The organism is Bacillus sp. MT(2024), assembly GCF_036362845.1.
GTDB classification, from domain to species: Bacteria; Bacillota; Bacilli; order Bacillales; family Bacillaceae; genus Bacillus; species Bacillus velezensis.
Window position 1 is genome coordinate 3796545 of record NZ_CP143632.1, and the last position, 21699, is coordinate 3818243.

At 47.4% G+C, this 21699-nt stretch carries 18 protein-coding genes and 2 riboswitches; of the genes, 7 read left to right on the plus strand and 11 right to left on the minus strand.

The genetic code is table 11. The features are described from left to right. Window positions 1-37 precede the first annotated feature (37 nt). Window positions 38-1024, minus strand: coding sequence for a choloylglycine hydrolase family protein (locus tag VP472_RS18945; RefSeq protein ID WP_003150840.1), 987 nt, complete (start codon window positions 1022-1024; stop codon window positions 38-40). A gap of 315 nt (window positions 1025-1339) precedes the next feature. Between VP472_RS18945 and VP472_RS18950 the strand changes: the two genes are divergently transcribed. Further along, window positions 1340-2698, plus strand: a complete 1359-nt coding sequence (locus tag VP472_RS18950; protein ID WP_088056373.1) for a purine-cytosine permease family protein — start codon at window positions 1340-1342, stop codon at window positions 2696-2698. Between the two features lie 13 nt (window positions 2699-2711). Here the strand turns inward: VP472_RS18950 and VP472_RS18955 are convergent, their stop codons facing one another. From VP472_RS18955 to VP472_RS18975, 5 genes are all read right to left on the minus strand, one after another. Further along, on the minus strand, window positions 2712-3542 hold the full coding sequence (locus tag VP472_RS18955) for an NAD(P)H-hydrate dehydratase (protein ID WP_025650056.1): 831 nt from the start codon (window positions 3540-3542) through the stop codon (window positions 2712-2714). 91 nt (window positions 3543-3633) lie between these two features. Next, window positions 3634-5364: a thiol reductant ABC exporter subunit CydC gene (cydC, locus tag VP472_RS18960; protein ID WP_146275818.1), complete on the minus strand. Its 1731-nt coding sequence runs from the start codon at window positions 5362-5364 to the stop codon at window positions 3634-3636. Beyond that, window positions 5361-7064, minus strand: coding sequence for a thiol reductant ABC exporter subunit CydD (gene cydD / locus VP472_RS18965; protein ID WP_039253325.1), 1704 nt, complete (start codon window positions 7062-7064; stop codon window positions 5361-5363). The genes cydC and cydD overlap by 4 nt, the downstream gene beginning before the upstream one ends. Continuing rightward, the gene (gene cydB / locus VP472_RS18970; protein ID WP_146275820.1) at window positions 7064-8080 is read right to left on the minus strand and encodes a cytochrome d ubiquinol oxidase subunit II; all 1017 of its coding nucleotides are present in this window, start codon (window positions 8078-8080) and stop codon (window positions 7064-7066) included. Before cydB ends, cydD begins: the two co-directional genes overlap by 1 nt. Continuing rightward, window positions 8064-9470 (minus strand): cytochrome ubiquinol oxidase subunit I, encoded by a 1407-nt coding sequence (locus tag VP472_RS18975; protein WP_014306093.1) that lies wholly within the window; start codon window positions 9468-9470, stop codon window positions 8064-8066. Before VP472_RS18975 ends, cydB begins: the two co-directional genes overlap by 17 nt. Window positions 9471-9972: 502 nt before the next feature. Between VP472_RS18975 and VP472_RS18980 the strand changes: the two genes are divergently transcribed. Then, window positions 9973-11316, plus strand: coding sequence for a citrate/malate transporter CimH (locus VP472_RS18980; RefSeq protein WP_109955207.1), 1344 nt, complete (start codon window positions 9973-9975; stop codon window positions 11314-11316). A 34-nt stretch (window positions 11317-11350) separates the two neighbouring features. Here the strand turns inward: VP472_RS18980 and VP472_RS18985 are convergent, their stop codons facing one another. The 4 genes from VP472_RS18985 to VP472_RS19000 form a co-directional block, all read right to left on the minus strand. Next, complete coding sequence (locus VP472_RS18985) at window positions 11351-12193, minus strand: polysaccharide deacetylase family protein (protein ID WP_146275822.1); 843 nt, start codon at window positions 12191-12193, stop codon at window positions 11351-11353. A gap of 99 nt (window positions 12194-12292) precedes the next feature. Next, on the minus strand, window positions 12293-13393 hold the full coding sequence (locus VP472_RS18990) for an ABC transporter ATP-binding protein (RefSeq protein WP_014306096.1): 1101 nt from the start codon (window positions 13391-13393) through the stop codon (window positions 12293-12295). 117 nt (window positions 13394-13510) lie between these two features. After that, a complete protein-coding gene (locus VP472_RS18995; protein ID WP_146275824.1) occupies window positions 13511-14404 on the minus strand; it encodes a PucR family transcriptional regulator in 894 nt (297 codons plus the stop codon). Window positions 14405-14569: 165 nt separating this feature from the next. Continuing rightward, on the minus strand, window positions 14570-15406 hold the full coding sequence (locus VP472_RS19000) for a YitT family protein (protein WP_003150818.1): 837 nt from the start codon (window positions 15404-15406) through the stop codon (window positions 14570-14572). A gap of 66 nt (window positions 15407-15472) precedes the next feature. Continuing rightward, window positions 15473-15573, minus strand: a riboswitch (guanidine-I (ykkC/yxkD leader). 345 nt (window positions 15574-15918) lie between these two features. Between VP472_RS19000 and VP472_RS19005 the strand changes: the two genes are divergently transcribed. After that, complete coding sequence (locus VP472_RS19005) at window positions 15919-16458, plus strand: DUF4352 domain-containing protein (RefSeq protein ID WP_146277428.1); 540 nt, start codon at window positions 15919-15921, stop codon at window positions 16456-16458. Between the two features lie 46 nt (window positions 16459-16504). Here the strand turns inward: VP472_RS19005 and galE are convergent, their stop codons facing one another. Beyond that, complete coding sequence (gene galE / locus VP472_RS19010; protein WP_146275826.1) at window positions 16505-17521, minus strand: UDP-glucose 4-epimerase GalE; 1017 nt, start codon at window positions 17519-17521, stop codon at window positions 16505-16507. 210 nt (window positions 17522-17731) lie between these two features. Between galE and pepT the strand changes: the two genes are divergently transcribed. The 4 genes from pepT (at window position 17732) to VP472_RS19030 (ending at window position 21673) form a co-directional block, all read left to right on the plus strand. Further along, entirely contained in the window at window positions 17732-18964 is a 1233-nt protein-coding gene (gene pepT / locus VP472_RS19015; protein WP_003150810.1) for a peptidase T, read from the plus strand. A 576-nt stretch (window positions 18965-19540) separates the two neighbouring features. Then, window positions 19541-19708 (plus strand): hypothetical protein, encoded by a 168-nt coding sequence (locus VP472_RS19020; protein WP_003150808.1) that lies wholly within the window; start codon window positions 19541-19543, stop codon window positions 19706-19708. A 102-nt stretch (window positions 19709-19810) separates the two neighbouring features. Continuing rightward, the gene (locus tag VP472_RS19025) at window positions 19811-20287 is read left to right on the plus strand and encodes an LURP-one-related/scramblase family protein (RefSeq protein WP_044052789.1); all 477 of its coding nucleotides are present in this window, start codon (window positions 19811-19813) and stop codon (window positions 20285-20287) included. Between the two features lie 84 nt (window positions 20288-20371). Continuing rightward, a riboswitch (SAM riboswitch) is annotated at window positions 20372-20458 on the plus strand. Window positions 20459-20536: 78 nt separating this feature from the next. After that, complete coding sequence (locus VP472_RS19030; RefSeq protein ID WP_146275828.1) at window positions 20537-21673, plus strand: 5-methyltetrahydropteroyltriglutamate--homocysteine S-methyltransferase; 1137 nt, start codon at window positions 20537-20539, stop codon at window positions 21671-21673. Window positions 21674-21699 lie beyond the last annotated feature (26 nt).

Consider the following 21699-nt stretch of genomic DNA (forward strand, 5'->3'; position numbering starts at 1 on the left):
TAAAAAAACAGGACAATCGCGTCCTGTTTTTTTTGAGCTAATTCAGCTCCTGTATATTCTGCTCCGCCGCGGCCGCAAATACTTTCGGCTCCGGACGGTCAAGATCTTCATGGAATAAACTTACTTTGTGAATCTGCCGGTTGTCGTACAGATGAAAGTAGTAGTTTCCGGTGTCACAGCACATGACCGACGTATACTGCGTATAATCAATTTCATTCTCCTCTGTGATCACCGCGCCTTTTGGAATATTCACATTGGACAGCACGTGAAAAGCGGCCGTAACGCCATCCGTTTCATGGGCGGCAGGCTCTAAATGCTCTTTCAGATAAGCGGCTCTGATGAACCGGGATGGCGGCGTGTAATCACCGGGAAGGCCGATCGTTCCAGATCCTTGGCCGAAAGCGGTTAATGTCATTCCGCCCAATGTTTTGCTTTCTGACTGCTGCGGCCTGATTCCGATATAATGGCGCAGATTGGTCACATGCCAAGGGAATTCCGGACTGTTGGTCATCACTCCGGGTTTGTTGTCATATACTTTCATTCCCTCCGGTGTCGGCTCGATGACAATGCAGCCGCCCGTGCGGTCTGATAAAATCCAATGAAGAGGCAGCACCGTATCCAATAACATTAACTTCTTCTCTACAATCGTCAGCATTGAGAGCTTTTCCTTTATGTCTTCAAGAGATTCACAGTTTGATAAGGCCCAGGTGACAAACTCATGAGGAGCGATGTGACAGGTTCCCTCCCGTTCCGCTTTCTCGTATCCCGCAAAGCCCGGAAAATACAGCGTCGCACACGACAGCCCTTTTTCATTTACACCGTCGGCAAACAGAACATTGCCGAGATTTCTCCCCATGCCGATAAATGCGTATTTCGTCTTATGCATCCTGCCGTCAGCTTCGCTTTTCCAGCTGTACTGACGAGGGTAAAGCACGACGTCCGTACCGAGCTGAAATGCAAAATCCATCGTTCGCGCCAATAGGTGATTACCGTCTGTCGTTTTCAATGTAAGACTTGTACACATATCATCAATCCCCTTTTCATTAATGAAATTTACACAAAGTAAACTATTCTTTCAGCTTAACGAATAATGGCTCCATTCGTCAAAAGATTGACACATTTCTCCTTCATACATATTAGTCCGTAATCATATCCATGCCTTTTAAACTCTGGCAAATCGTTTTGGCGGCAGTGTTTGTACCGTTTTTCAAAAAAACTTTGAACGGCTGTCAGCGGGGCTTTACAATGTTTTTCCTGTATGCTGGAATTTGTAAACGGCAGGTCAATCTGTTAAGCTATGTCTTTATGTTAAAGAAGAACATACGGAGGAGATTATCTATTGAAAGTAGAAAGGCGAACGATTGAACATATTCCGCATGACGAAAGACACGGAAAGGCCAAAGATTTATTCCCCGTCTGGTTCGGGGCGAATATGCATATTACGACGTTAGTCACAGGCACACTGCCTGTTACAATGGGACTCGATCTCTTTTGGAGTATCGCCGCCATTGTGATCGGAACCTTTATCGGCGCAATCTTTATGGCGTCTCATTCCGCACAAGGACCTCAGCTCGGAATTCCGCAAATGATTCAAAGCCGCGCGCAATTCGGCGTGATCGGAGCGATTCTGCCCCTCTTTTTGGTCATGTTTATCTACCTGGGCTTCTTTGCGAGCAGTACGATTCTCGCAGCCGGTACACTGAGCAGCTTTGTCCCGATTCCGGCTTCATGGTGTATTATCGGCTTAAGCGCCATCTGTTTTTTACTCACGATCTACGGTCATGATCTGATTCACAAAATGCAGAAAATCCTCTCTTGGACCTCCTTTGCCGTTTTTTTTGCTGCAACGATTCTTATTTTTCAACTGCCGATTCCTTCAGGAAGCTGGGTGCCCGGCTCATTAGATCTGCCTGTTTTTCTAGTGGCGGTCAGCGCGGTGGCCACATGGCAGCTGGCATACGCGCCATATGTCGCAGATTATTCCCGTTATCTGCCGGTCAAAACACCGGCATCGCATACTTTTTGGTACAGCTATGCAGGTACGTCAGTCAGTTCCATCTGGATGATGCTTCTCGGCGCCATTTTGACGACGGCGCTCCCGGAATTTACCGCTAATGCGGGAAATGAGATTGTCCGATTGTTCGGTCCGTTTTCCTTTATTATGCTGATCATCGTCCTGTTCGGGCAAATGGCGATCAACGTCTTTAATTTATACGGAGCCTTTATGTCAACCACGACTACCTTGGAGCCGTTTTTAAAACTGAAGGTGACGCCGAAAACGAGAGTGGTAATGATCCTTTGTGTGACGGCAGCGGGTACTGTATTAAGTCTCTTGGGCCAAAGCAATTTCATGGAACTGTTTTTAAATTTCATCTTTTTCATCAGTTATTTCTTAATTCCATGGACGGCGATCAACCTCGTGGATTACTATTTTATCCGCCGCGGAAAATACCACGTCAAATCGATGTTTGACGTCAACGGGCAATACGGCAGGGTCAATTGGATTACAGCGGCCGCCTTCGTTTTGTCGATTATATTAGAAATCCCGTTCATCAATACCTCCTTTTACATCGGGCCGCTCGCTGAAATATTCGGCGGAGGCGACATTGCCTGGGTCATCGGCCTGGCCGTTCCGTCGCTGCTGTATTATGTCCTGATGAAATCAAGGGTAAAACAAAAAGAGGCGCCTTCCCTATGAAGACGCCTTTTCTTTATTCATATTCCTTCCATACACGCGGCAGCAGTTCAGAAAGTTCGTGCGCCAATAAGGTATGGGCGGAGCGCTCTTTCGTCCATACTTCCGCACATTCGCCGTGAAGGCGGACGGCGTTCAATACGGCATGCTTCGGGTCTTGATGACAGCACAGCATGCCGAGAATCATTCCCGTCAGCGTGTCGCCGGTCCCGCCTTTTGCAAGCGCGCCGTTTCCGGTTGTATTCCTGCGGCATTCCCCGTCGGGAAAAGCGATAATGGTTTCGTTTCCTTTCAGGACAATCGTGACATGAAGCCGCTCCGCCCATTCCGCGGCATATTCCGCTCTGTTCTGCTGAATCTCTTGAATCGGAAGGCCTGTCATTCTGGAAAATTCGCCGGGATGAGGCGTCAAGATCACGGGAGCTTTCCTCTTTGAATAGGTTCTTTTCGTAATGGCGCCCGCGTCCAGTATGACGGGATAATCGCCAGAAAGCAGCTGATCAGCCGCCTGCTGCACTTCGTCTGTTTGGGGAAGGCCCGGCCCGATGGCAGCGGCCCGGACGGTTTCCCCGGGCTGGCCCGCCGCGGCTTTTTTCCAGCCGTCCCGCCAGTACGTGGCTTCCGGCAGCACCGGGACGATAAGCGGAATGACGCCTGCCGATGTACCGATGACGAGCTTGCCGACACCGCTTCTCATCGCACCCAATCCGGCCAGAAGGGCGGCTCCCGGCATGTCATCGCTCCCGGCCAGCAATAACGCCGTCCCGAACGTTCCTTTATGGCTGTCCGCCTCCCGTTTCGGCAGCGTATCTTTCACATCCTGTTCCGTCCAATCCATTATATTCATCTCTGTACCTCCTCTTCTGTCTCCTATTTATATTCCAAACAAGAAGAGATTTTAAACCGCCCAAAAAAAACAGCCGCTCGTTTGCGGCTGTTTATGTTCTGATCGGAACATCAAGACGGTAAAGCTTCCGGTACCGTTCGTTTTCTGCAAGCAGCTCTTGATGGGTTCCTTCCATTTCTGCTTTTCCATTTTCTAAAAAGACGATTTTATCAGCTGTTTCCACACCCGCTAAATGGTGTGTAATCCAGAGGATCGTTTTCTCTTTAAAAACATCAAAAATCGTATCAAGCAATTCACGTTCAGTGACCGCATCAAGGCCGACCGTCGGTTCATCAAGGATAATGACCGGCGTGTCTTGGAGCAGAATACGGGCAAGCGCGATCCGCTGCCGTTCCCCGCCTGAAAAACGAATCCCCGTCTCCTGCACGGACGTTTCATATCCGTCAGGCAGTGATTCAATATAATCATGCAGCTTCACTTGCCGAGCCGCACGCTTAACATCTTCATCACTCGCCTTGCCGTTTCCGAGCCGGATATTGTTCATAATGCTCGTGTTAAAGAGATGAGGTTTCTGATTCAAAACGGCCACCGCTGAGGAAATCTGCTCCTGCACGGCCGCAGTTTCCAGCCCGTTCAGCATCACCTTGCCCGAATCGGGAACTAAGGCGCCTTCAATTAAAGCGAGAGAGGTCGACTTACCGGAGCCGCTCCTGCCGAGCAGCGCCATTTTTTCCCCCTGGCGGAGAGTGAAGGAAAAACGGTCAAGCACATGACTGTGCTGATCATAAGAAAACGTCACGTTATCAAATGTAAGTGTCACATCAGATACATCCAGTTTCTCATCGGTCTGCTTCACCTCATGACTTCGCAACTCCGGAGCCGCCTTACTCATTCTTTTGATGGAATCCTGATAAGAAGGCACTTCCGTCAGCGCATCCGAAAGGGGCAGAAACGCCTCCGTCAATGGAAATACGACAAGCACAAAGGCCGCGATCATCGTGTTGGCGATGCTGCCGTCCGCATACTGACCCGCCGTCCAGAACAGCATGATCAATATGAAGCCGCCGACGAGGCATTGCGCGGCGAGATCACGCCATCTCGTAAACCGCTGACGTTTGCTTTCAAGGATAAACCATGCCTTCTCTTTCTCTTCATAAGAGGAAATAAAGGCCGCCTGGCGTCCCGAGAACATCCAGTCGCTCACGCCGAGCACGGCATCTGTCAGCCGGCTGTAGAGCGTATTCCGGCCGCTTTTCAGCCTCATGTTTTTCGCTCTCGTCACAAGAAGCGACACAACCGGAAACAATACAACCAATATAAACAGGTAAATCGCCGCAAAAGCGGCAAACGGCCAGGAAAAAAAGCCGAGTCCGATAACGGATGCCGCATACAGCAGCAAAGCGGAAACCGCCGGGAAAATCGTTTTTAAAAACGCATCCTGCAAATGCTCAATATCCTCAGCCAAAATGCCGAGCATGTCGCCCGTCCGAAAACGGGATGAAAGCATGAGCGAGGCCGGCTCCAGCATATTGTAAAGCCGCACCCTCATATCGGACACGATTTTCAAAATGATATGGTGCCCCGTCAGGCGCTCGGCGTACCGTGAGACTGAACGGGCAATCCCGAAGGTGCGCACGGCCACAATCGGAACGTACACCAGCAGGATATTCTCAGGCCTTGTCGCCGACTTAGAGATCAAAAAACCGGAAGTGAACATGAGAAAGGCCGCCGAAAAAATCGTCACCGCGCCTAAAAAAATCACAAGAACAAACAAACGGGCATTTTGCTTTATATACGGCAGAATCCATTCTTCTTTTCTCATGTTCTTTCCCCCAGTTGCGCCTTTACAAGTTTGGCATATACGCCTTGTTTCGCCATCAATTCGTCGTGGGTGCCGATTTCCGCCACCGCGCCGTCATCAAGCACGATAATTTCGTCCATCTCAAGCATCCAGTGAAGACGGTGAGTGGCCAGAAAGACAAGTTTGTTTTCAAACAGGTCTTCCATCGTTTCTTTTATTTCATATTCTGTTTCAATATCAAGGTGAGCGGTCGGCTCATCCAAAAGGAGAATCGGCCGGTTTCCTAAAAAGGCTCTGGCCAGCGCGACACGCTGAGCCTGCCCTCCGCTGAGCGTCCGTCCGCCCTCGCCGATCCGGCCGTCAAGACCGCCGGGCAGATCGCGGATCAGTCCGGAAAGACCCGCTGAATCAGCGGCGCGCGCCGTTTCCTCACGGGAAGCATCAGGATGATAAAACCGGATATTATTCAAAAGCGTGTCATCAAAAATGTACGGATGCTGCGGAATATAGAGCAGCTGCTTCTGCCAGCCGTCCGACTGAAGATGCGAGCGGGATTCACCGTTTACCTTGATCTCACCGGACGCAGGCTCTAAAAAGCCGCCCAGCACATCAATGAGTGTCGATTTTCCCGCACCGCTTTCCCCGATAATTCCGATTTTCTTCTTCCCTTTAAAGGACAGATGAAATTCAGACATCGATTCTCGGACGGACAAACGCGTAAGCTGTAATTCATCCCCGTCAGTCCACGTATCAAGTTCGAGCGGCTTTTCTTCTTTAAAACCGGGCTGCGCCAAAATCGCTTGAATGGTTTTCCCCGCCTCCTGCCCGTTTAACGTCGCGTGGTAATCATTTCCCACTTCGCGGACCGGGAGAAAATATTCAGGCGCGAGAATCAGCGCGGTCAATGCCGGACCGAGCAGAATTTGTCCGTCTATCAGCCGCAGGCCGAGAAACACCGCCACTGTCGCCACCGACAGCATCGTAAAGAAATCCAGGGCGAATGATGATAAAAACGCGACCCGGAGCGTGCTCATCGTCGCCTTGCGGTATCTCTCACTGACATGAAAGATGTTTTTACTGTGTGATTTGCTTAATCCTAAAAACCGCAATGTCTCCAGTCCGCGGAGCGAATCCACGAAATGATTGGAAAGCGTCTGATAGGACTTCCATTGGCGATCGGCTTTTTTCTGTGCGACAAGTCCGAGCAGAATCATAAATACAATCAAAATCGGAAGCGCAAGAATCAGAATCAAAGCCGATGTTTTATCCTGAAAAAACACGTAAATAACAACAGCCGCCGGCACAATCGCCATGCTGACCATTTTCGGCAGAAACAGCTCTAAATAACGGCGGAACTGGCTGATGCCTTCCATCGCCAGCGTCACCATCCGGCCTGTCCCCTCTTTTTTCGCAAAGCGGGGGCCGAGACGGAACAATTGCTCAAGAAATCTTTTTCTTAAGTCTGCGCCGGTTTGCGCGGCATATTGGTATACGATTTTCTGCCGGACCGCTGTCACCGCATGCCGGACCAAAAACGCAAGCAGGAAAAAGCCGATAACCGGATAAAGAGAAGCAATCCGCTTCCCGTTAAATAATCCGGTTACCGCCTGGCTCAGCCATTCCGCCTGCAAGATGATGGCGGCCGTTTGTATAATCGTTAATCCCGTAATGATCGCAAGAATCCGCTTCATTCCTTTATAAAGAAACAGGTCTTTTCCCATTAATAAGTCATAGGCTCCTTATGGCTGACGCGTTTCCGGAAGACATAATAGCTCCAGATCTGACTGCCGATGACAAACGGCAGCAGAGTCAGTGCGGCAATTGTCATGACTTTAAGTGAATAATCACCGGATGACGCGTTAGCTACTGTTAAGTCATACGCGCTTTTCAGCGAGCTGACCATGACGCGCGGGAACAGAGAGATAAAAATCATCGCAACTGTCAAAGCAAGACCCCCGCCGGTCATACCGAATGCCCAGCCGTCTTTTTTCTTGCTCATGAACACAACAGCAAGAACGTTGCAGATGACAATCAGCACGAATACCGGAATCGTGATGTTTGCCCGGCGTGTAAACATATCCGTATCGTATGCAGACATCGCAAAGAAAGCAAGTACAACAAGAAAGATAACACCGATTACGCGTTTTGCCATTTTTCTCGCACGCTCTTGTAAATCACCGATCGTGCGCAGTGTGACAAACATTAAACCGTGCAGGAATGAAAGAAGGGTGACGGCTGCTCCGCCAAGGACGGAATACACGTTCACAATATCTGAGAAACCCGCATGCATATTCATATGGCCGTCAATCGGCATGCCGCGGAACAAGCTTGTGAAGATAAGGCCGAATACAAACGGCGGGATAAGGCTGCCGAAGAAAATCACCCAGTCCCATGTTTTGACCCATTTTAAATGATTCACTTTTCCGCGGAATTCAAACGCCACCCCGCGGCCCATTAAAGCAAGAAGGATGATGATAAACGGAATATAATATCCGCTCAGCATCGTCGCATACCAGTTCGGGAATGCCGCGAAGATCGCTCCCGTACCTGTCAGCAGCCATACCTCATTCGCATCCCAGAACGGGCCGATGGTGTTAATCAGCACTCTGCGTTCTAATTCATTATGGCCAAGAAATCGGGTCGAAATGCCGACACCGAAATCAAAACCTTCTAAAAAGAAAAATCCGACAAACAAAACTGAAACGAGTACAAACCAAAGATCATGAAGTGACCCCATGGTAGACCTCCTGACTGAACGGATCCGTTGATACAGGAACATCCTTGTGATCATCATGGTCCGCACCTTTTTTAATTTCACGAACGAATAGGAAGACAAGCAGCGCGCCTAAAATCAAGTACATGACGCCGAAACCGATAATTGAAAACAGCAGAGATCCCGTCGTTACGTTAGGCGAAACGGATTGTGCGGTTGTCATTTGCCCCATAACCGTCCACGGCTGGCGGCCGATTTCAGTCATAATCCAACCGGCAGAGTTCGCAATGAACGGGAATGCGATCAGTGCGATCATGCCCCGTAAATACCACTTGCTCGTATGGAGCTTTTTGCGGCGGTTCAGAATAAAGCCTGCAATCGCGGCAAAAATCATAAGCGCGCCCGCGCCCGCCATAATGCGGAAACTCCAGAACGTCGTTTTGACAGGCGGGATATAGTCGCCTTTTCCGTACGTTTTTTCATATTCTTTTTGAAGTGTTTTCATCCCTTTCACACTGCCGCTGAACTTCTGGTAAGCCAAGTAGCTGAGTGCGTAAGGAATTGAAATTTCTGATGTGTTTTTTTCTTTATTCGTATCAATATTCGCAAAAGCCGTCCACGCGGCAGGATCACCGCTGTCATCCCAAAGCGCTTCACTGGCGGCCATTTTCATCGGCTGCGATTCCATTAAATGTTCAGCCTGCATGTGTCCGCTGAACGCAACGCCGATACCGGCGATCAGACCGACAATCATCGAAAGCTTGAAAGATTTATGGAAGAAAGGCACTTCTTTTTTCTTCAATAATTTAAATGCGCTGACACCGGCGATAAAGAAAGCACCCGTCGCAAGCGCTCCGAAAATGACGTGAGGGAATTCAACCCAAAGCTGAGGGTTTGTCAAAAGCGCTCCGAAGTCATTCATTTCCGCGCGGCCGTTTTTAATCGTAAAGCCGACCGGCTCCTGCATGAATGAGTTTGCCGTCAAAATCCAGAAAGATGACATAATCGTTCCGAAGGATACAAGCCAAATGCAAAGCAAATGCACTTTTTTAGATAAACGGTCCCAGCCGAAAATCCATAATCCGATAAAAATAGACTCCATAAAAAACGCCAAAAGCGCTTCAATCGCAAGCGGAGCCCCAAATACGTCCCCGACAAAACGGGAATAATCAGACCAGTTCAATCCGAACTGGAATTCCTGAAGAATCCCTGTGACGACGCCGACAGCAAAGTTAATTAAAAAGAGATGCCCCCAAAATTTAGCCATTTTGAGATAGGTCTCTTGTTTTTTGACAACGTAAAGCGTCTCCATCAAAGCAACCATAAACACAAGCCCGATAGACATAGGCACAAACAAGAAGTGAAACAATGTTGTAGATGCAAATTGAATGCGGGCTAATACCAACTCACTCATGATGTTTTTCCTCCAATCTGGTAAATTGCTCAACATTTCACAAACATAGCGGAATCATTGCTCGGTATTTCACAAAAAATGATATATTTGCTCAATGTTTCACAAATTCGTCAAAACTATTGAAATATCAGCCTGTACACCCTGGGGGTCAGCGGCTGTCATAGAAATGATTCAATATCATTACTTTACAACGATTCAGCCTAAAAAAAAAGATCAATATACCTAAAATCAGGCTGAAATTGTGACTGATTATTGTCGGATTTGTAGAGATTTTATGTCAGCACCTAGGATATTTGTCCCTTTGATATCGTACCTCTTTTTTATTCGTGTGGCGAACAAAATGCTTTTCTCGTCGAAAAAGCCCGCCAAATCGCCATTTTGAGAAAGAAAATGTGAAGAAAGCATGTCCTCTAGTAAATTCATAATATATGAACAATTTAAATTTTTTAGTATACTTTAAATGGGGATATTTTTTCACTACATAACGACTGGGGGAACAAGCATGGGAGAACTTCAACCAAAATTGCAAACGGATTCAATCCAAAAACAGGAACGGACTGATAACTGGTTTGCCAGAGCAATGAATATAAGAATCGGCATTATTCCTCTTCCTATCTATATCCTGCTTTTCTTGCTTATTACGGTGTTTGTCATGAGCCGTGATGTAAAAAGCGACATTCTGACATCAATTGCCGTCATGAGTTTTTTCGGATTTACCTTCGGCCAGATCGGAAAATCCATTCCGATCGTGCGGTCCATCGGCGGCCCTGCGATTCTCGCAACCTTTATTCCATCCGCTGTCGTCTACTACCACCTGCTTCCGAAAGACATTATTACTTCAACAACAGAATTCACGGAAAGCTCCAACTTTCTCTATCTATTTATTGCCGGTATCGTCGTCGGCAGTATTCTCGGGATGAAAAGAGAGACGCTCGTCAAAGCTTTCGTTAAGATTTTTATTCCGCTGATCGCCGGCTCGATCGCGGCCGCCACCGTCGGCTTATGCGTCGGGACGCTGCTCGGGCTCGGCTTTCAGCACACGCTGCTTTATATCGTCGTTCCGATTATGGCGGGGGGTGTCGGTGAAGGCGCGATTCCTTTATCCATCGGCTACTCCGATATTATGCCGATGTCCCAGGGAGACGCCTTTGCGCTTGTGCTGCCGTCCATCATGCTCGGCAGCCTGTGCGCTATTATGTTATCGGGTTTGCTGAATGTCATCGGGAAACGCAAACCGGAATGGACGGGCAACGGGAAGGTTGATAAGTCTGATCATTCCGCTCCCGCATTGGAACAGCCGGCCGATGATAAAACGTTTGATTTGTCCTTTTTCGCTTCGGGCGGTATTTTAGCGGTTTCCCTCTATTTGGTCGGCATGCTGGCGCATGATTTCTTTCAGCTTCCGGCTCCTGTCGTGATGCTCGTCCTTGCCGTTCTCATTAAGCTGTTCAGGCTGGCGCCGGCTTCGATTGAAAACGGAGCCTTCGGCGTCTCGCGCTTTTTCTCGACAGCCGTGACCTATCCGCTCTTATTTGCGATCGGCGTTTCAATGACACCGTGGGACAAGCTGATTGCGGCGTTTACGATCAGCAACATCATTACCATTTTATCAATCGTCGTCACGATGATGGCCGTCGGTTTTCTGACCGGAAAATGGCTGAATCTGTACCCGATTGAGACGGCGGTTATTAATGCCTGCCATTCCGGCCAGGGCGGCACCGGCGACGTCGCGATCTTGAGCGCCGCTGAACGGCTTGAGCTTATGCCGTTCGCCCAAGTGTCGACCAGAATCGGCGGAGCGATTACCGTGAGCGTCACTCTTCTGCTGCTTCATCAATTCTATTAAACTGAAAAAAGCCTCCGCATATGCGGAGGCTCTGTTATTTCATCACATTTTGAATATAAGAGCCGAATGCCGCGCCGGACATGCCCGGCGACACACGGACGCGGTGAAGCCCGTAAAGCCCCTGATCTCTTGACGCCGCTCCCGGCTCCGTCGTGACCGCCATACGGTAGCCTGACGAGGAGGCGGCTTTTAATGTTTCCTTATTATATCGTCCGACAGGGTAGCTGATCATAGACGTCCGCTGCCCGAACATTTGATCAAATAAACGCTTAGAGTCCTTCATTTCACGTCGCTGCTGCTGCGGTGTGAGCCCGTTCAATTCGAGATGGTTCATCGTATGGCTCTGAATGGAAATGCCGTGGGCGGCCATCTCCTTCATCTGCTTCTCAGTCAGATGATTCTTATGCCCGATAAAGTTTCCGATCATAAAGATTGTCGCTTTCATCTTGTATTTCTTTAAAATGGGATAGGCCGCTTTCACATTGTCGGTATAGCCGTCATCAAATGTGATCAGAACACATTTTTCACGCGGCTCCTTATCCTCCGTCAGCATCAGATAGGCTTCTTCAGGAGTCATCGTATAATAACCGTGATCATGAAGCCACTTCATATGCTGCCGGAATTCTTCCTTCGGCACACGCAGGCTGTTTCCCTCTGAAATGCTGTGATACATCAGAATCGGCAGTCTTGCCGTTCCTTTCGTTTGAACCCAGGCGGACGTATCCGGCTCTTTTTTGATTTGCCGCTTTACGGACTTTTTTTCGCTGTGCGCTTCTGCCTTCGGAATGCTTTGTTCGGCGCTTGCCTCATGGCCCGAGCAGGCGGCAAGCGTAAACACGGCAGCCAAAAGGCACATGCACATGATCATGCGTTTCATCGTTTTCCTGCTTTCTGTCTTCTATTTACTTTTTATATCGGTTATGCGTCATAAATTGTTACATCAAAAAAGCCGGACATCCAGCTGTCCGGCTTTGCATTATGAGCGGATTCTGATTTCTGTTTCACTGTCAAAAAAGTGAGCCTTATTCATGTCGAAAGCGACGGTCAATTCCTCACCGGCACGAATGTCATGGCGGGCGTCAATCCGGGCGATAAAATCCTGATCCCCGATCCGGGAATAAACCATAATTTCTGACCCGAGCAATTCCGCGACATTGATTTTAGCTGTGATGGATGAATTCTTATAGGATTCTACTACAATCAGCTCGTCATGTATGTCTTCCGGGCGGATGCCGAAGATGATATCTTTGCCGGCATACCCTTTTTCCCGGAGCATTTTCATTTTCCCTTCCGGCACGCTGAGAGCGGCTGAACCGATCTGAATGGCGCCGTCCGTCAGCTTTCCTTTGAAAAAGTTCATCGCCGGAGAGCCGATAAACCCGCCGACAAATACGTTTTCGGGATGTTCATACACTTCTTTCGGGGTGCCGATCTGCTGAATTTTTCCGTCCTTCATGACTACGATGCGTGTCGCCATCGTCAGTGCTTCTGTTTGGTCGTGCGTCACATAGATTGTGGTTGTTTGCAGCCTTTGATGGAGCTTAATAATTTCTGCCCGCATCTGCACCCGAAGCTTTGCGTCCAGATTTGACAGCGGCTCATCCATTAAAAACACTTTGGCGTCCCTGACAATCGCCCGGCCTAATGCAACCCGCTGCCGCTGCCCGCCGGAGAGCGCCTTCGGTTTGCGGTGCAGATACTCTGTGAGCCCCAGCATTTTCGCCGCTTCTTCGACCCGTTTTTTAATCTCCGGTTTCGGCATTTTCCTCAGCTTCAGACCGAAAGCGATATTATCATAGACCGTCATGTGCGGATATAACGCATAGTTTTGAAACACCATGGCGATATCCCTGTCTTTAGGAGCGATGTCATTCACTCTCGTGTCACCGATATAGAAATCGCCCTTCGTAATGTCTTCCAGCCCGGCTACCATCCGCAAAGTTGTCGACTTGCCGCACCCCGACGGACCGACAAACACGATAAACTCTTTATCTTTAATATGAAGGTTAAAATCATCGACAGCCGCTTCTTTTTGATCGTAATACTTATAAATATGCTCGAGCCGAAGTTCCGCCATGTATATCCCCCTTTATTTGTAAACGCTTTCTTAAATAGGATTGTAACAGCGTCAGACGGCGGCGGATATAGGCAATGTTCATAAAAAAAGTCCGCTGCCTTCGTGCACATTTCCCATTTAATGTGATTTTTCATATTGCAGACAAATGAAATAAGCCAGCAGGGCGCCCCGATATGTCTTAATATCAATACCTGAGCGTTCCGCAAATTTATCAATCCGATATTGAAGACTGTTGCGGTGCAAATGCAGTTTTTTCGATGTGAGCGACATGTTCGAGTTATGTTCAATAAAAGTCTGAATCGTATGCTTCAGCTCCGGTTCTTTCTGAAACAGCAGCGCCGCTTCTTCGTGAAGCAAGGCTGAGAGCTTTTCTCTGCTTTCCTCCGTGAGCATGGCCGGAAATACCCTTTCCGCGGTCAGCGTGCTCAGCTGCGGGAGATGACGCCGGCCGATCTGACAATATTGCTGTTCTCTCTGATAATGAAGGCGCAGACGTTCCCCCTTGCAGTAATACCTTCCGACGAAAAAACGGGCACTGAAATAAAAATCGCCTTCGAGAATCTTCACAAAAGATGCGATGTCATCCGAATCTGGCGCTTCCAGCTTTTCTTCCTCCACAATTACGCCATGATCCCTCCCCGTCCGGACAACTGTATATGAAACCGGCCAGAAATGGCGCAGCGCTTCCGTAAATGCCCCCCAGTCCCGTTCTCCCAATAAGTCATAATGGATAAAACGGACACGCGGCTCCTTGACATCAGGCACCGGACCTTCTTCCAGCAGAAAACGCCGCCACCTCTTTGCTGCCGCCGTCTCCGGAAAAAAAACGCCTTTTTCTTCAGCGGGCGTCAAAAATGATTCCAGAAGCAGTTTCTCCTTCGGGGCAATATCCTCCTTCGGAATGGCGACATAGACCCGCCTTTTCTCATCATAAAAGCAAAAGACATCCTCCGCCGTACAGCACGTATCAGACAACACAGCCCTCGGGTAAATTGCCAATAACGGGTTCATATGCGCTCCTTTCTATCGCTCTATCATATTTTCAGTATAAAACGTCCAGCCGATTGTATCCACTTCGTTTTAAGAAACAGCTTTCAGGCTATTTCCCGGGAAACGAATCATAACCGCTTCTGCCGGCATAAGAAAAAACCCTCCGCGCCGGCAGAGGGATCCTTTTTATTTAGAGATATCGACGAAGCCTTCACCAAAGACATCACGCACATCATGAACAATGACAAACGCTTTTGTATCACAGCTTTTAATGATTTTTTTGAGCATGGAAAGCTCTTGTTTCTGGATGACGATATATAAAATTTCCTTCGACTGCCCCGTGTAATTTCCTTTACCCGACAGCAGCGTAACCCCTCTGTCCATCAGCGTGTTGACCTGTTCGGCGATTTCGTGCTTATGCTCAGATATAATCGTCACCGCTTTTTTCGTATTCAGGCCTTCAATGATAAAGTCCATCACCTTCGTTCCGATGTACAGCATAACAATGGTAAACATCATTTTTTCCGCACCGATGATGAAATAAGAACTGAAGACGACAATCAGATCAAAGAACAAAAGCGCATAGCTGATATTCCAATCGAGATATTTGTTCGCAATCCTCGCCAAAATGGCAGAACCCGCAGTCGTGCCTCCGACTCGAATAATGATCCCGATTCCGACACCGGCAAACACACCCGCAAAAATAGTATTAATAATGAGTTCATGTGAAGGCGAGTGCCAATCATGCGTCAGATGCAGAAACAGTGAGTTGGCGACAACGGTAATGATCGTATAAAGCGTTGTTTTTCCGTCTAAAAATTTATATCCGATTATCAATAAGATCCCATTCAAAATGATATTCGTCACCCCGGGCGACCATTCAAACACATAGTACAAGATCAGGGTGATTCCCGTTACCCCGCCCTCTCCAAGATCATTCGGAATGGCGAATAAATTAACGGCCAAAGCAAAGATAAAAGCTCCAATAATCAGCATCAGCACATCCAGCAATCTCTTTTTCATCCCAGACACTCCCTTTTTTATAAAATCAAAAAAGCCCGGGAGAGCACTCTTCATTAAAAGAGCAGAAACTCCCGGGCTTTTATCCCAACGTGTCACAGCAGGAACCTGCTGTGTGTTTTCTCTCGGTCCAGACCAATTCAGATTGCGGAACCCTAGAAAACCACTGTTTTTTATGTTCAGTTTTTATATTATCTTTCAAGATTATACGGGAAATCACGAACATGTTCAACCACTCTTTTTTCAATAAACCTATGGAAAATGCGAACGATCTGCCGATACTAAAAAGGACCTTAAAATACATGACTAAAAAATCATTAAAATACTTTTTTTTCAAAATATTATTGACTATAGGTTATTTTACAGGCATTATAGTATGTAGTTTTTAAGAAATAGTTTACATAGGAGGAAATATTATGGCAGGCAACCTGGTGTCTTGTAAGGCATGCGGCAAAGAAATCGCTAAAGGCGTTAAAAAATGCCCAAACTGCGGTAAAGATCAGAGAAACTTTTTCATGAGACATAAAATCATCACATTGCTTCTGGCAGTGGTGGTTATTATCATTCTCGTAAACATCGGCGGCGGAGGCGATTCTTCATCATCTAAAACTGCGTCTTCAAAAGCTGCGGAATCTAAAGAAAAACTGTATAACATCGGTGACACTGTTAAGACTGAGAAAACTGAAGTTACTGTTACCAAAGTGGAAAAAAGGGATTCAGTAGGCTCTCAATTTGTCGAGAAAAAAGCGTCTGACGGCGGCGTTATCGTAGCTGTTCAATACACGGTTAAAAATGTTTCAAACAAGCCGTTAAGCTCTTTCTCCATTCCAAGAGCGAAATTAGTAGATTCTAAAGGAACATCTTATGATTCAGATATTGATGCTTCTTCAAGCTATGCAACAGAAACAAAAGTAGACAACAGTAAAATTTTAAGTGACTTGAACCCGAACATTAAAGTGACTGACGTAAAAGCTTTTGAAGTTGATAAAGACGCATACTCTAAAGGCACTTGGAAATTAAAGTTCAGCAACGATGTTGAAGTGAAAATTAAATAATCATCATAACAAAAGAGACCTTCATCATTTGAAGGTCTCTTTCTTTTTACGCCTTTTGGTACCCGTTCACATTGGAGGACTGCCACTTCCAAGAGTCGGCGCACATTTCTTCAAGCCCGCGCTTTGCTTCCCAGCCTAATTCAGCCTTCGCTTTTGCCGGGTCTGCGAAGCATGCGGCGATGTCTCCCGGGCGCCGGTCTGCAAAACGGTACGGCACTTCTTTTCCCGATACTTTTTCAAACGCCTTGACCATCTCCAGAACGCTGTAGCCTCTTCCCGTGCCGAGATTATAGGCGTCGGCGCCCGTTGTGTTCAGCACCTTTTCGAGCGCTCTGACATGGCCCTCGGCAAGGTCAACGACATGGATGTAATCCCGCACGCCGGTGCCGTCCTTTGTCGGATAATCATTGCCGAACACCTGCAATCGCTCAAGCTTGCCGACAGCGACTTGTGCGACGTACGGCATTAAATTATTCGGGATGCCGTTCGGGTCTTCTCCGATCCGGCCGCTCGGGTGCGCGCCGAACGGATTAAAGTAGCGGAGCAGCGCAATGCTCCATTCAGAGTCCGCATTATGCAGATCGCGTAAAATCTGTTCCAGCATCAGCTTTGTCTGCCCGTAAGGATTGGTGGCGCTTAAAGGAAAATCCTCAGTGATCGGCGTTGTTTCCGGAACGCCGTAAACCGTCGCTGAAGAACTGAAGACGATTTTTTTCACACCGTGTGCCTGCATGGCTTCACATAAAATAAACGTTCCCGTCAGATTATTATGATAATAACGGAGCGGAACAGCCACAGACTCACCGACGGCTTTTAATCCCGCAAAATGAATGACGGCTTCAATCTCATTTTCAACAAACACACGGTGAACGGCGTCACGGTCAAGGAGATCCGCTTCATAAAACACAAGCCCTTTTCCGGTAATGTCTTTCACACGCTCCAATGCTTCCGGTGAACTGTTTGACAGATTATCCAGAACCACGATGTCATAGCCGCCGTTTAACAGCTCGACACATGTGTGGCTGCCGATATAACCCGCTCCGCCTGTCACTAAAATCGCCATGAAGAAAGCCTCCCCTATTGAATGAATTGACCATATTATATCGGTTTTTTCTTCCTCAATCATCCATTTCCAAAAAGTTTAATCGTTTAGTCATCGTTTCTTCATAATTTATTTTCATTCGCGTAAAAAACAGAGCCCTCGATTCAAACGGGTTGTGAAATAGAAATCCCTCCCCCGCGCATGGTAAGATAAGACAAAGGAGATGACGGTATGAAAAATGAAATCATTGAACGCTTTACCTCTTACGTAAAAGTCGATACACAGTCTGACGAAAACAATGAAAACTGCCCTTCAACCCCCGGCCAGCTGACATTGGCCAACATGCTGGCAGATGAATTAAAGTCGATCGGCATGACAGAAATCACAGTCGATGACAACGGGTACGTCATGGCGACTCTGCCGGCGAATACGGATAAAGACGTGCCGACTGTCGGTTTTCTGGCTCACGTGGACACCGCGACCGATTTTACCGGAAAAAATGTGAATCCTCAGATTATTGAAAGCTACGACGGTCATGATATCGTTCTGAATGACAAACTCAATGTCGTCCTGTCGCCTGAGCAATTCCCGGAGCTTTCCCGCTATAAAGGCCAGACGCTGATTACAACAGACGGCACGACGCTGCTCGGAGCCGACAACAAAGCGGGCATTGCCGAAATCATGACGGCAATGGCGTACTTGATCAAACATCCGGACATCAAGCACGGAACGATCCGGGTCGCGTTCACGCCTGATGAAGAAATCGGCAGAGGCCCTCACAAATTCGATGTCGGCCGCTTCAACGCCGCGTTCGCCTACACGATAGACGGAGGCCCCCTCGGCGAACTGCAATATGAAAGCTTTAACGCAGCCGCCGCAAAGCTTACTTGTTACGGAAAAAGCGTCCACCCGGGGACGGCGAAAAACAAAATGGTCAACGCTTCAAAAATCGCGATGGAATTTCATCACGCGCTGCCGAAAGAAGAAGCGCCGGAATATACGGAAGGGTATGAAGGCTTCTATCATTTACTTTCCATGGACGGAGACGTTTCTGAAGCCGCCCTGTCGTACATCATCAGAGACTTTGACAGAGACCGCTTTGCAGAACGAAAAGAATATATGCAGAAAACCGCCGATGCGCTAGCGGCCAAATACGGCAAGGAAAGCATCAAGCTTGAACTGCGTGATCAATATTACAACATGAGAGAAAAAATCGAACCGGTCAAAGAGATAGTCGATGTCGCGTATCAAGCCATGAAAAACCTCGACATCGAACCGATTATCGAACCGATCCGGGGCGGAACCGACGGCTCACAGCTCTCTTACATGGGACTGCCGACACCGAACATTTTCACGGGCGGCCAAAACTTCCACGGAAAATATGAATACATTTCCGTCGATCATATGGAAAAGGCGGTAAACGTCATTGTTGAAATCGCCAGGCTCTTTGAAGAGCGCGCTTAAAACCAAAGCCCCCTGCTTTGGTTTTTTTCTTTCACATGAAACCTTTCCTTCTTTCTTTCCGTATATAAGGTATGAAATGGAAAGAAGGAGTGAAGACTATGGCAAGAGGGACTGTAGCGAAAGAATTGAAAAAAACCTTAAAAGACCCGCGTGTTCTGGAGACGAAATCAAATCCTTTTAAAAAACTGCGGAAAATGTTCAAACGATTTTTTTAAGATAACATCTCGTTTTCGTTAAAAAAATAAAGAAAGCGCTGTCAACTCGCAGCCATCTGTTAGAAGCAGTTATTTTGCATATCATACGGTTTTTTAGGGTACTGAATAACACAAGGCAAACGAAAACACTGAAGTAGTTAATTAGACACTTACAAAAAATAGTGAAAAAGTTATATAAACGTTCATCATTCATCATCCGATACAATCTATAGAATCACAACAAGAGAAAAATTTCTTCAACCCATAGTCATTTTTACGGAAAATGACGTTATTTTTTAAAAAAGTGACAATTGTTTGAATACTTTTCGTTTGTTTTTTCGTACAATAATAATACCAAAACTTTTTTTGGGAGGTATGTAAAATGATGCTACTTATTTTCGCTGCTTTGACAGGGTATCTTGTTTTCTCTTTCAGTAAGGACAACCGCCGGAAAACGCCAAAGACAAGCCCGCTGGTGACAGCTGCCGACACGAATAACATCATTGACTTAAATGCGATCCGTCAAAAACGCCGGATGCCGCTATCATAAAAACGACAGCTGCCGCAAAATCGGCAGCCTTTTTTTATGCACCCGGCCGATATGAAACCTTCCGCCTCCTTTTTTCGTACAACATAAAAAAGGAGTTTTTTTATGTACCATTTTTACATCAAAGAGCGAATGTTTACGTTTAAGAATCGTTTTCAAGTGTTTCTTGAAAGCGGAAAAGAAGTCTACAATGTTGAAGGAAAGCTGTTTTCATTCGGTGATGAACTGAAGCTGACTGATTTGGACGGCCGCACGCTCGCCAGCGTCAATCAGAAACTGATGTCGCTCGTTCCCCGTTACGAGATTTCCGTCAGCGGCAAACCCGTCTGCCAAGTCATCAAGAAAGTCACGTTTTTCAAACCGAAATTTGAAATTTCCGGACTCGGCTGGGATCTTACCGGCGATGTGTGGGGCCGGAATTTTCAAGTGACAGACGGAAAATCAAACCGGATGACCGTCACCAAATCATGGATGAGCTGGGGCGATTCCTATCATTTGCAGATTGAAAAGGAAGAGGATATTGCTCTTTGTCTTGCGATCGCCATCGTGATAGATATGATTCTATTTGAGGGTGACAAATAAAAATATTTATCGAAATATATTGACAATATGAGAAAACATACTAAGATTAAGAGTATTACAGTTTATTCTGAAAAATAGCATATTTCCTTATCAAGAGAGGTGGAGGGACTGGCCCTATGATACCCGGCAACCGCTGTTCAGCAGAATGGTGCTAAATCCTGAAGATAAGGTTGAGATTTGCGGACGCAAGCTCTTCCCTATCCGAGGGAAGAGTTTTTTTATATTTCATCAGGAAAGAAGGAATCATTCATGTCACAGCAAAACACAGAACAACCATTGCATACTCTTCTAAGAAAAAACCCGCCGTTTCGCGCGGATCAGGTCGGAAGCCTGCTGCGGCCGGCGGCTGTGAAGCAAGCCCGCCTGCAAAGAGCGGCAGGTGAGATTTCAGCAGAACAGCTGCGCGAAATCGAAAACAGAGAAATCATCCGCAGCGTGGAAAAGCAGAAAGAAACCGGCCTCAATGTCGTGACTGACGGCGAATTCCGCCGTGCCTGGTGGCATTTTGATTTTCTCGAAAATTTAGACGGGGTTGAGGCATTTACGCCTGAAAGCGGCATTCAGTTTCACAACGTACAGACGAAAGCGCGCGGCATTAAAGTAACGGGAGATATTGATTTTTCTCAGCATCCGATGCTCGAAGATTATAAATTCCTGCACAGCATTGCCGGCGATGCTGTTCCGAAAATGACCATCCCAAGTCCGAATATGCTGTTTTTCCGCGGAAAATTGGAAAAAGCGGCCTACCAGAATGATTACAAACAATTTCAGCACGATGTGTCAAAGGCGTATAAAAAAGCGATTCAAGCTTTCTATGACGCCGGGTGCCGCTACCTTCAGCTTGATGACACCGCATGGGCCGTTTTCTTATCGGAAGCGGGGCTTCGTCAGATTGAAGATTTCGGCACAACGCCGGATGAGCTGCGCAGGCTGTTTGCCGCTTCCATTAATGACGCGATCAAGGACCGCCCTGACGATCTGAAGGTTACGATGCATATCTGCCGCGGCAACTTCCAATCCACATGGACGGCTGAAGGCGGCTATGATGCAGCGGCTGAAACGATTTTTGACGGGCTTGACCTTGACGGATTGTTCCTGGAATATGATGATTCCCGCTCCGGCGGCTTTGAACCGCTCCGCTATGTCAAACGCTCTGATCTTCAGCTTGTGCTTGGATTGATTACATCAAAACATGGCGAACTTGAACACAAGGACGCGATTAAACGCCGGATTGAAGAAGCTTCACAATATGTCAGCCTGGATCAGCTTTGCCTCAGCCCGCAATGCGGATTCGCCTCCACTGAGGAAGGAAACCTGATCACAGAAGAACAGCAATGGGCGAAACTGCGCCATGTCGTCAACATTGCCGGTGAAGTCTGGAAATAAAAAAAAGACACGCGATCAGCGTGTCT

Bases quoted from the DNA above. Each gene is read 5' to 3' on its own strand.
- VP472_RS18945 (WP_003150840.1), bottom strand. From the start codon at position 1,024: ATGTGTACAAGTCTTACATTGAAAACGACAGACGGTAATCACCTATTG.
- VP472_RS18955 (WP_025650056.1), bottom strand. From the start codon at position 3,542: ATGAATATAATGGATTGGACGGAACAGGATGTGAAAGATACGCTGCCG.
- cydC (WP_146275818.1), bottom strand. From the start codon at position 5,364: ATGAGAAAAGAAGAATGGATTCTGCCGTATATAAAGCAAAATGCCCGT.
- cydD (WP_039253325.1), bottom strand. From the start codon at position 7,064: ATGGGAAAAGACCTGTTTCTTTATAAAGGAATGAAGCGGATTCTTGCG.
- cydB (WP_146275820.1), bottom strand. From the start codon at position 8,080: ATGGGGTCACTTCATGATCTTTGGTTTGTACTCGTTTCAGTTTTGTTT.
- VP472_RS18975 (WP_014306093.1), bottom strand. From the start codon at position 9,470: ATGAGTGAGTTGGTATTAGCCCGCATTCAATTTGCATCTACAACATTG.
- VP472_RS18980 (WP_109955207.1), top strand. From the start codon at position 9,973: ATGGGAGAACTTCAACCAAAATTGCAAACGGATTCAATCCAAAAACAG.
- VP472_RS18985 (WP_146275822.1), bottom strand. From the start codon at position 12,193: ATGAAACGCATGATCATGTGCATGTGCCTTTTGGCTGCCGTGTTTACG.
- VP472_RS18990 (WP_014306096.1), bottom strand. From the start codon at position 13,393: ATGGCGGAACTTCGGCTCGAGCATATTTATAAGTATTACGATCAAAAA.
- VP472_RS18995 (WP_146275824.1), bottom strand. From the start codon at position 14,404: ATGAACCCGTTATTGGCAATTTACCCGAGGGCTGTGTTGTCTGATACG.
- VP472_RS19000 (WP_003150818.1), bottom strand. From the start codon at position 15,406: ATGAAAAAGAGATTGCTGGATGTGCTGATGCTGATTATTGGAGCTTTT.
- VP472_RS19005 (WP_146277428.1), top strand. From the start codon at position 15,919: ATGAGACATAAAATCATCACATTGCTTCTGGCAGTGGTGGTTATTATC.
- galE (WP_146275826.1), bottom strand. From the start codon at position 17,521: ATGGCGATTTTAGTGACAGGCGGAGCGGGTTATATCGGCAGCCACACA.
- pepT (WP_003150810.1), top strand. From the start codon at position 17,732: ATGAAAAATGAAATCATTGAACGCTTTACCTCTTACGTAAAAGTCGAT.
- VP472_RS19020 (WP_003150808.1), top strand. From the start codon at position 19,541: ATGATGCTACTTATTTTCGCTGCTTTGACAGGGTATCTTGTTTTCTCT.
- VP472_RS19025 (WP_044052789.1), top strand. From the start codon at position 19,811: ATGTACCATTTTTACATCAAAGAGCGAATGTTTACGTTTAAGAATCGT.
- VP472_RS19030 (WP_146275828.1), top strand. From the start codon at position 20,537: ATGTCACAGCAAAACACAGAACAACCATTGCATACTCTTCTAAGAAAA.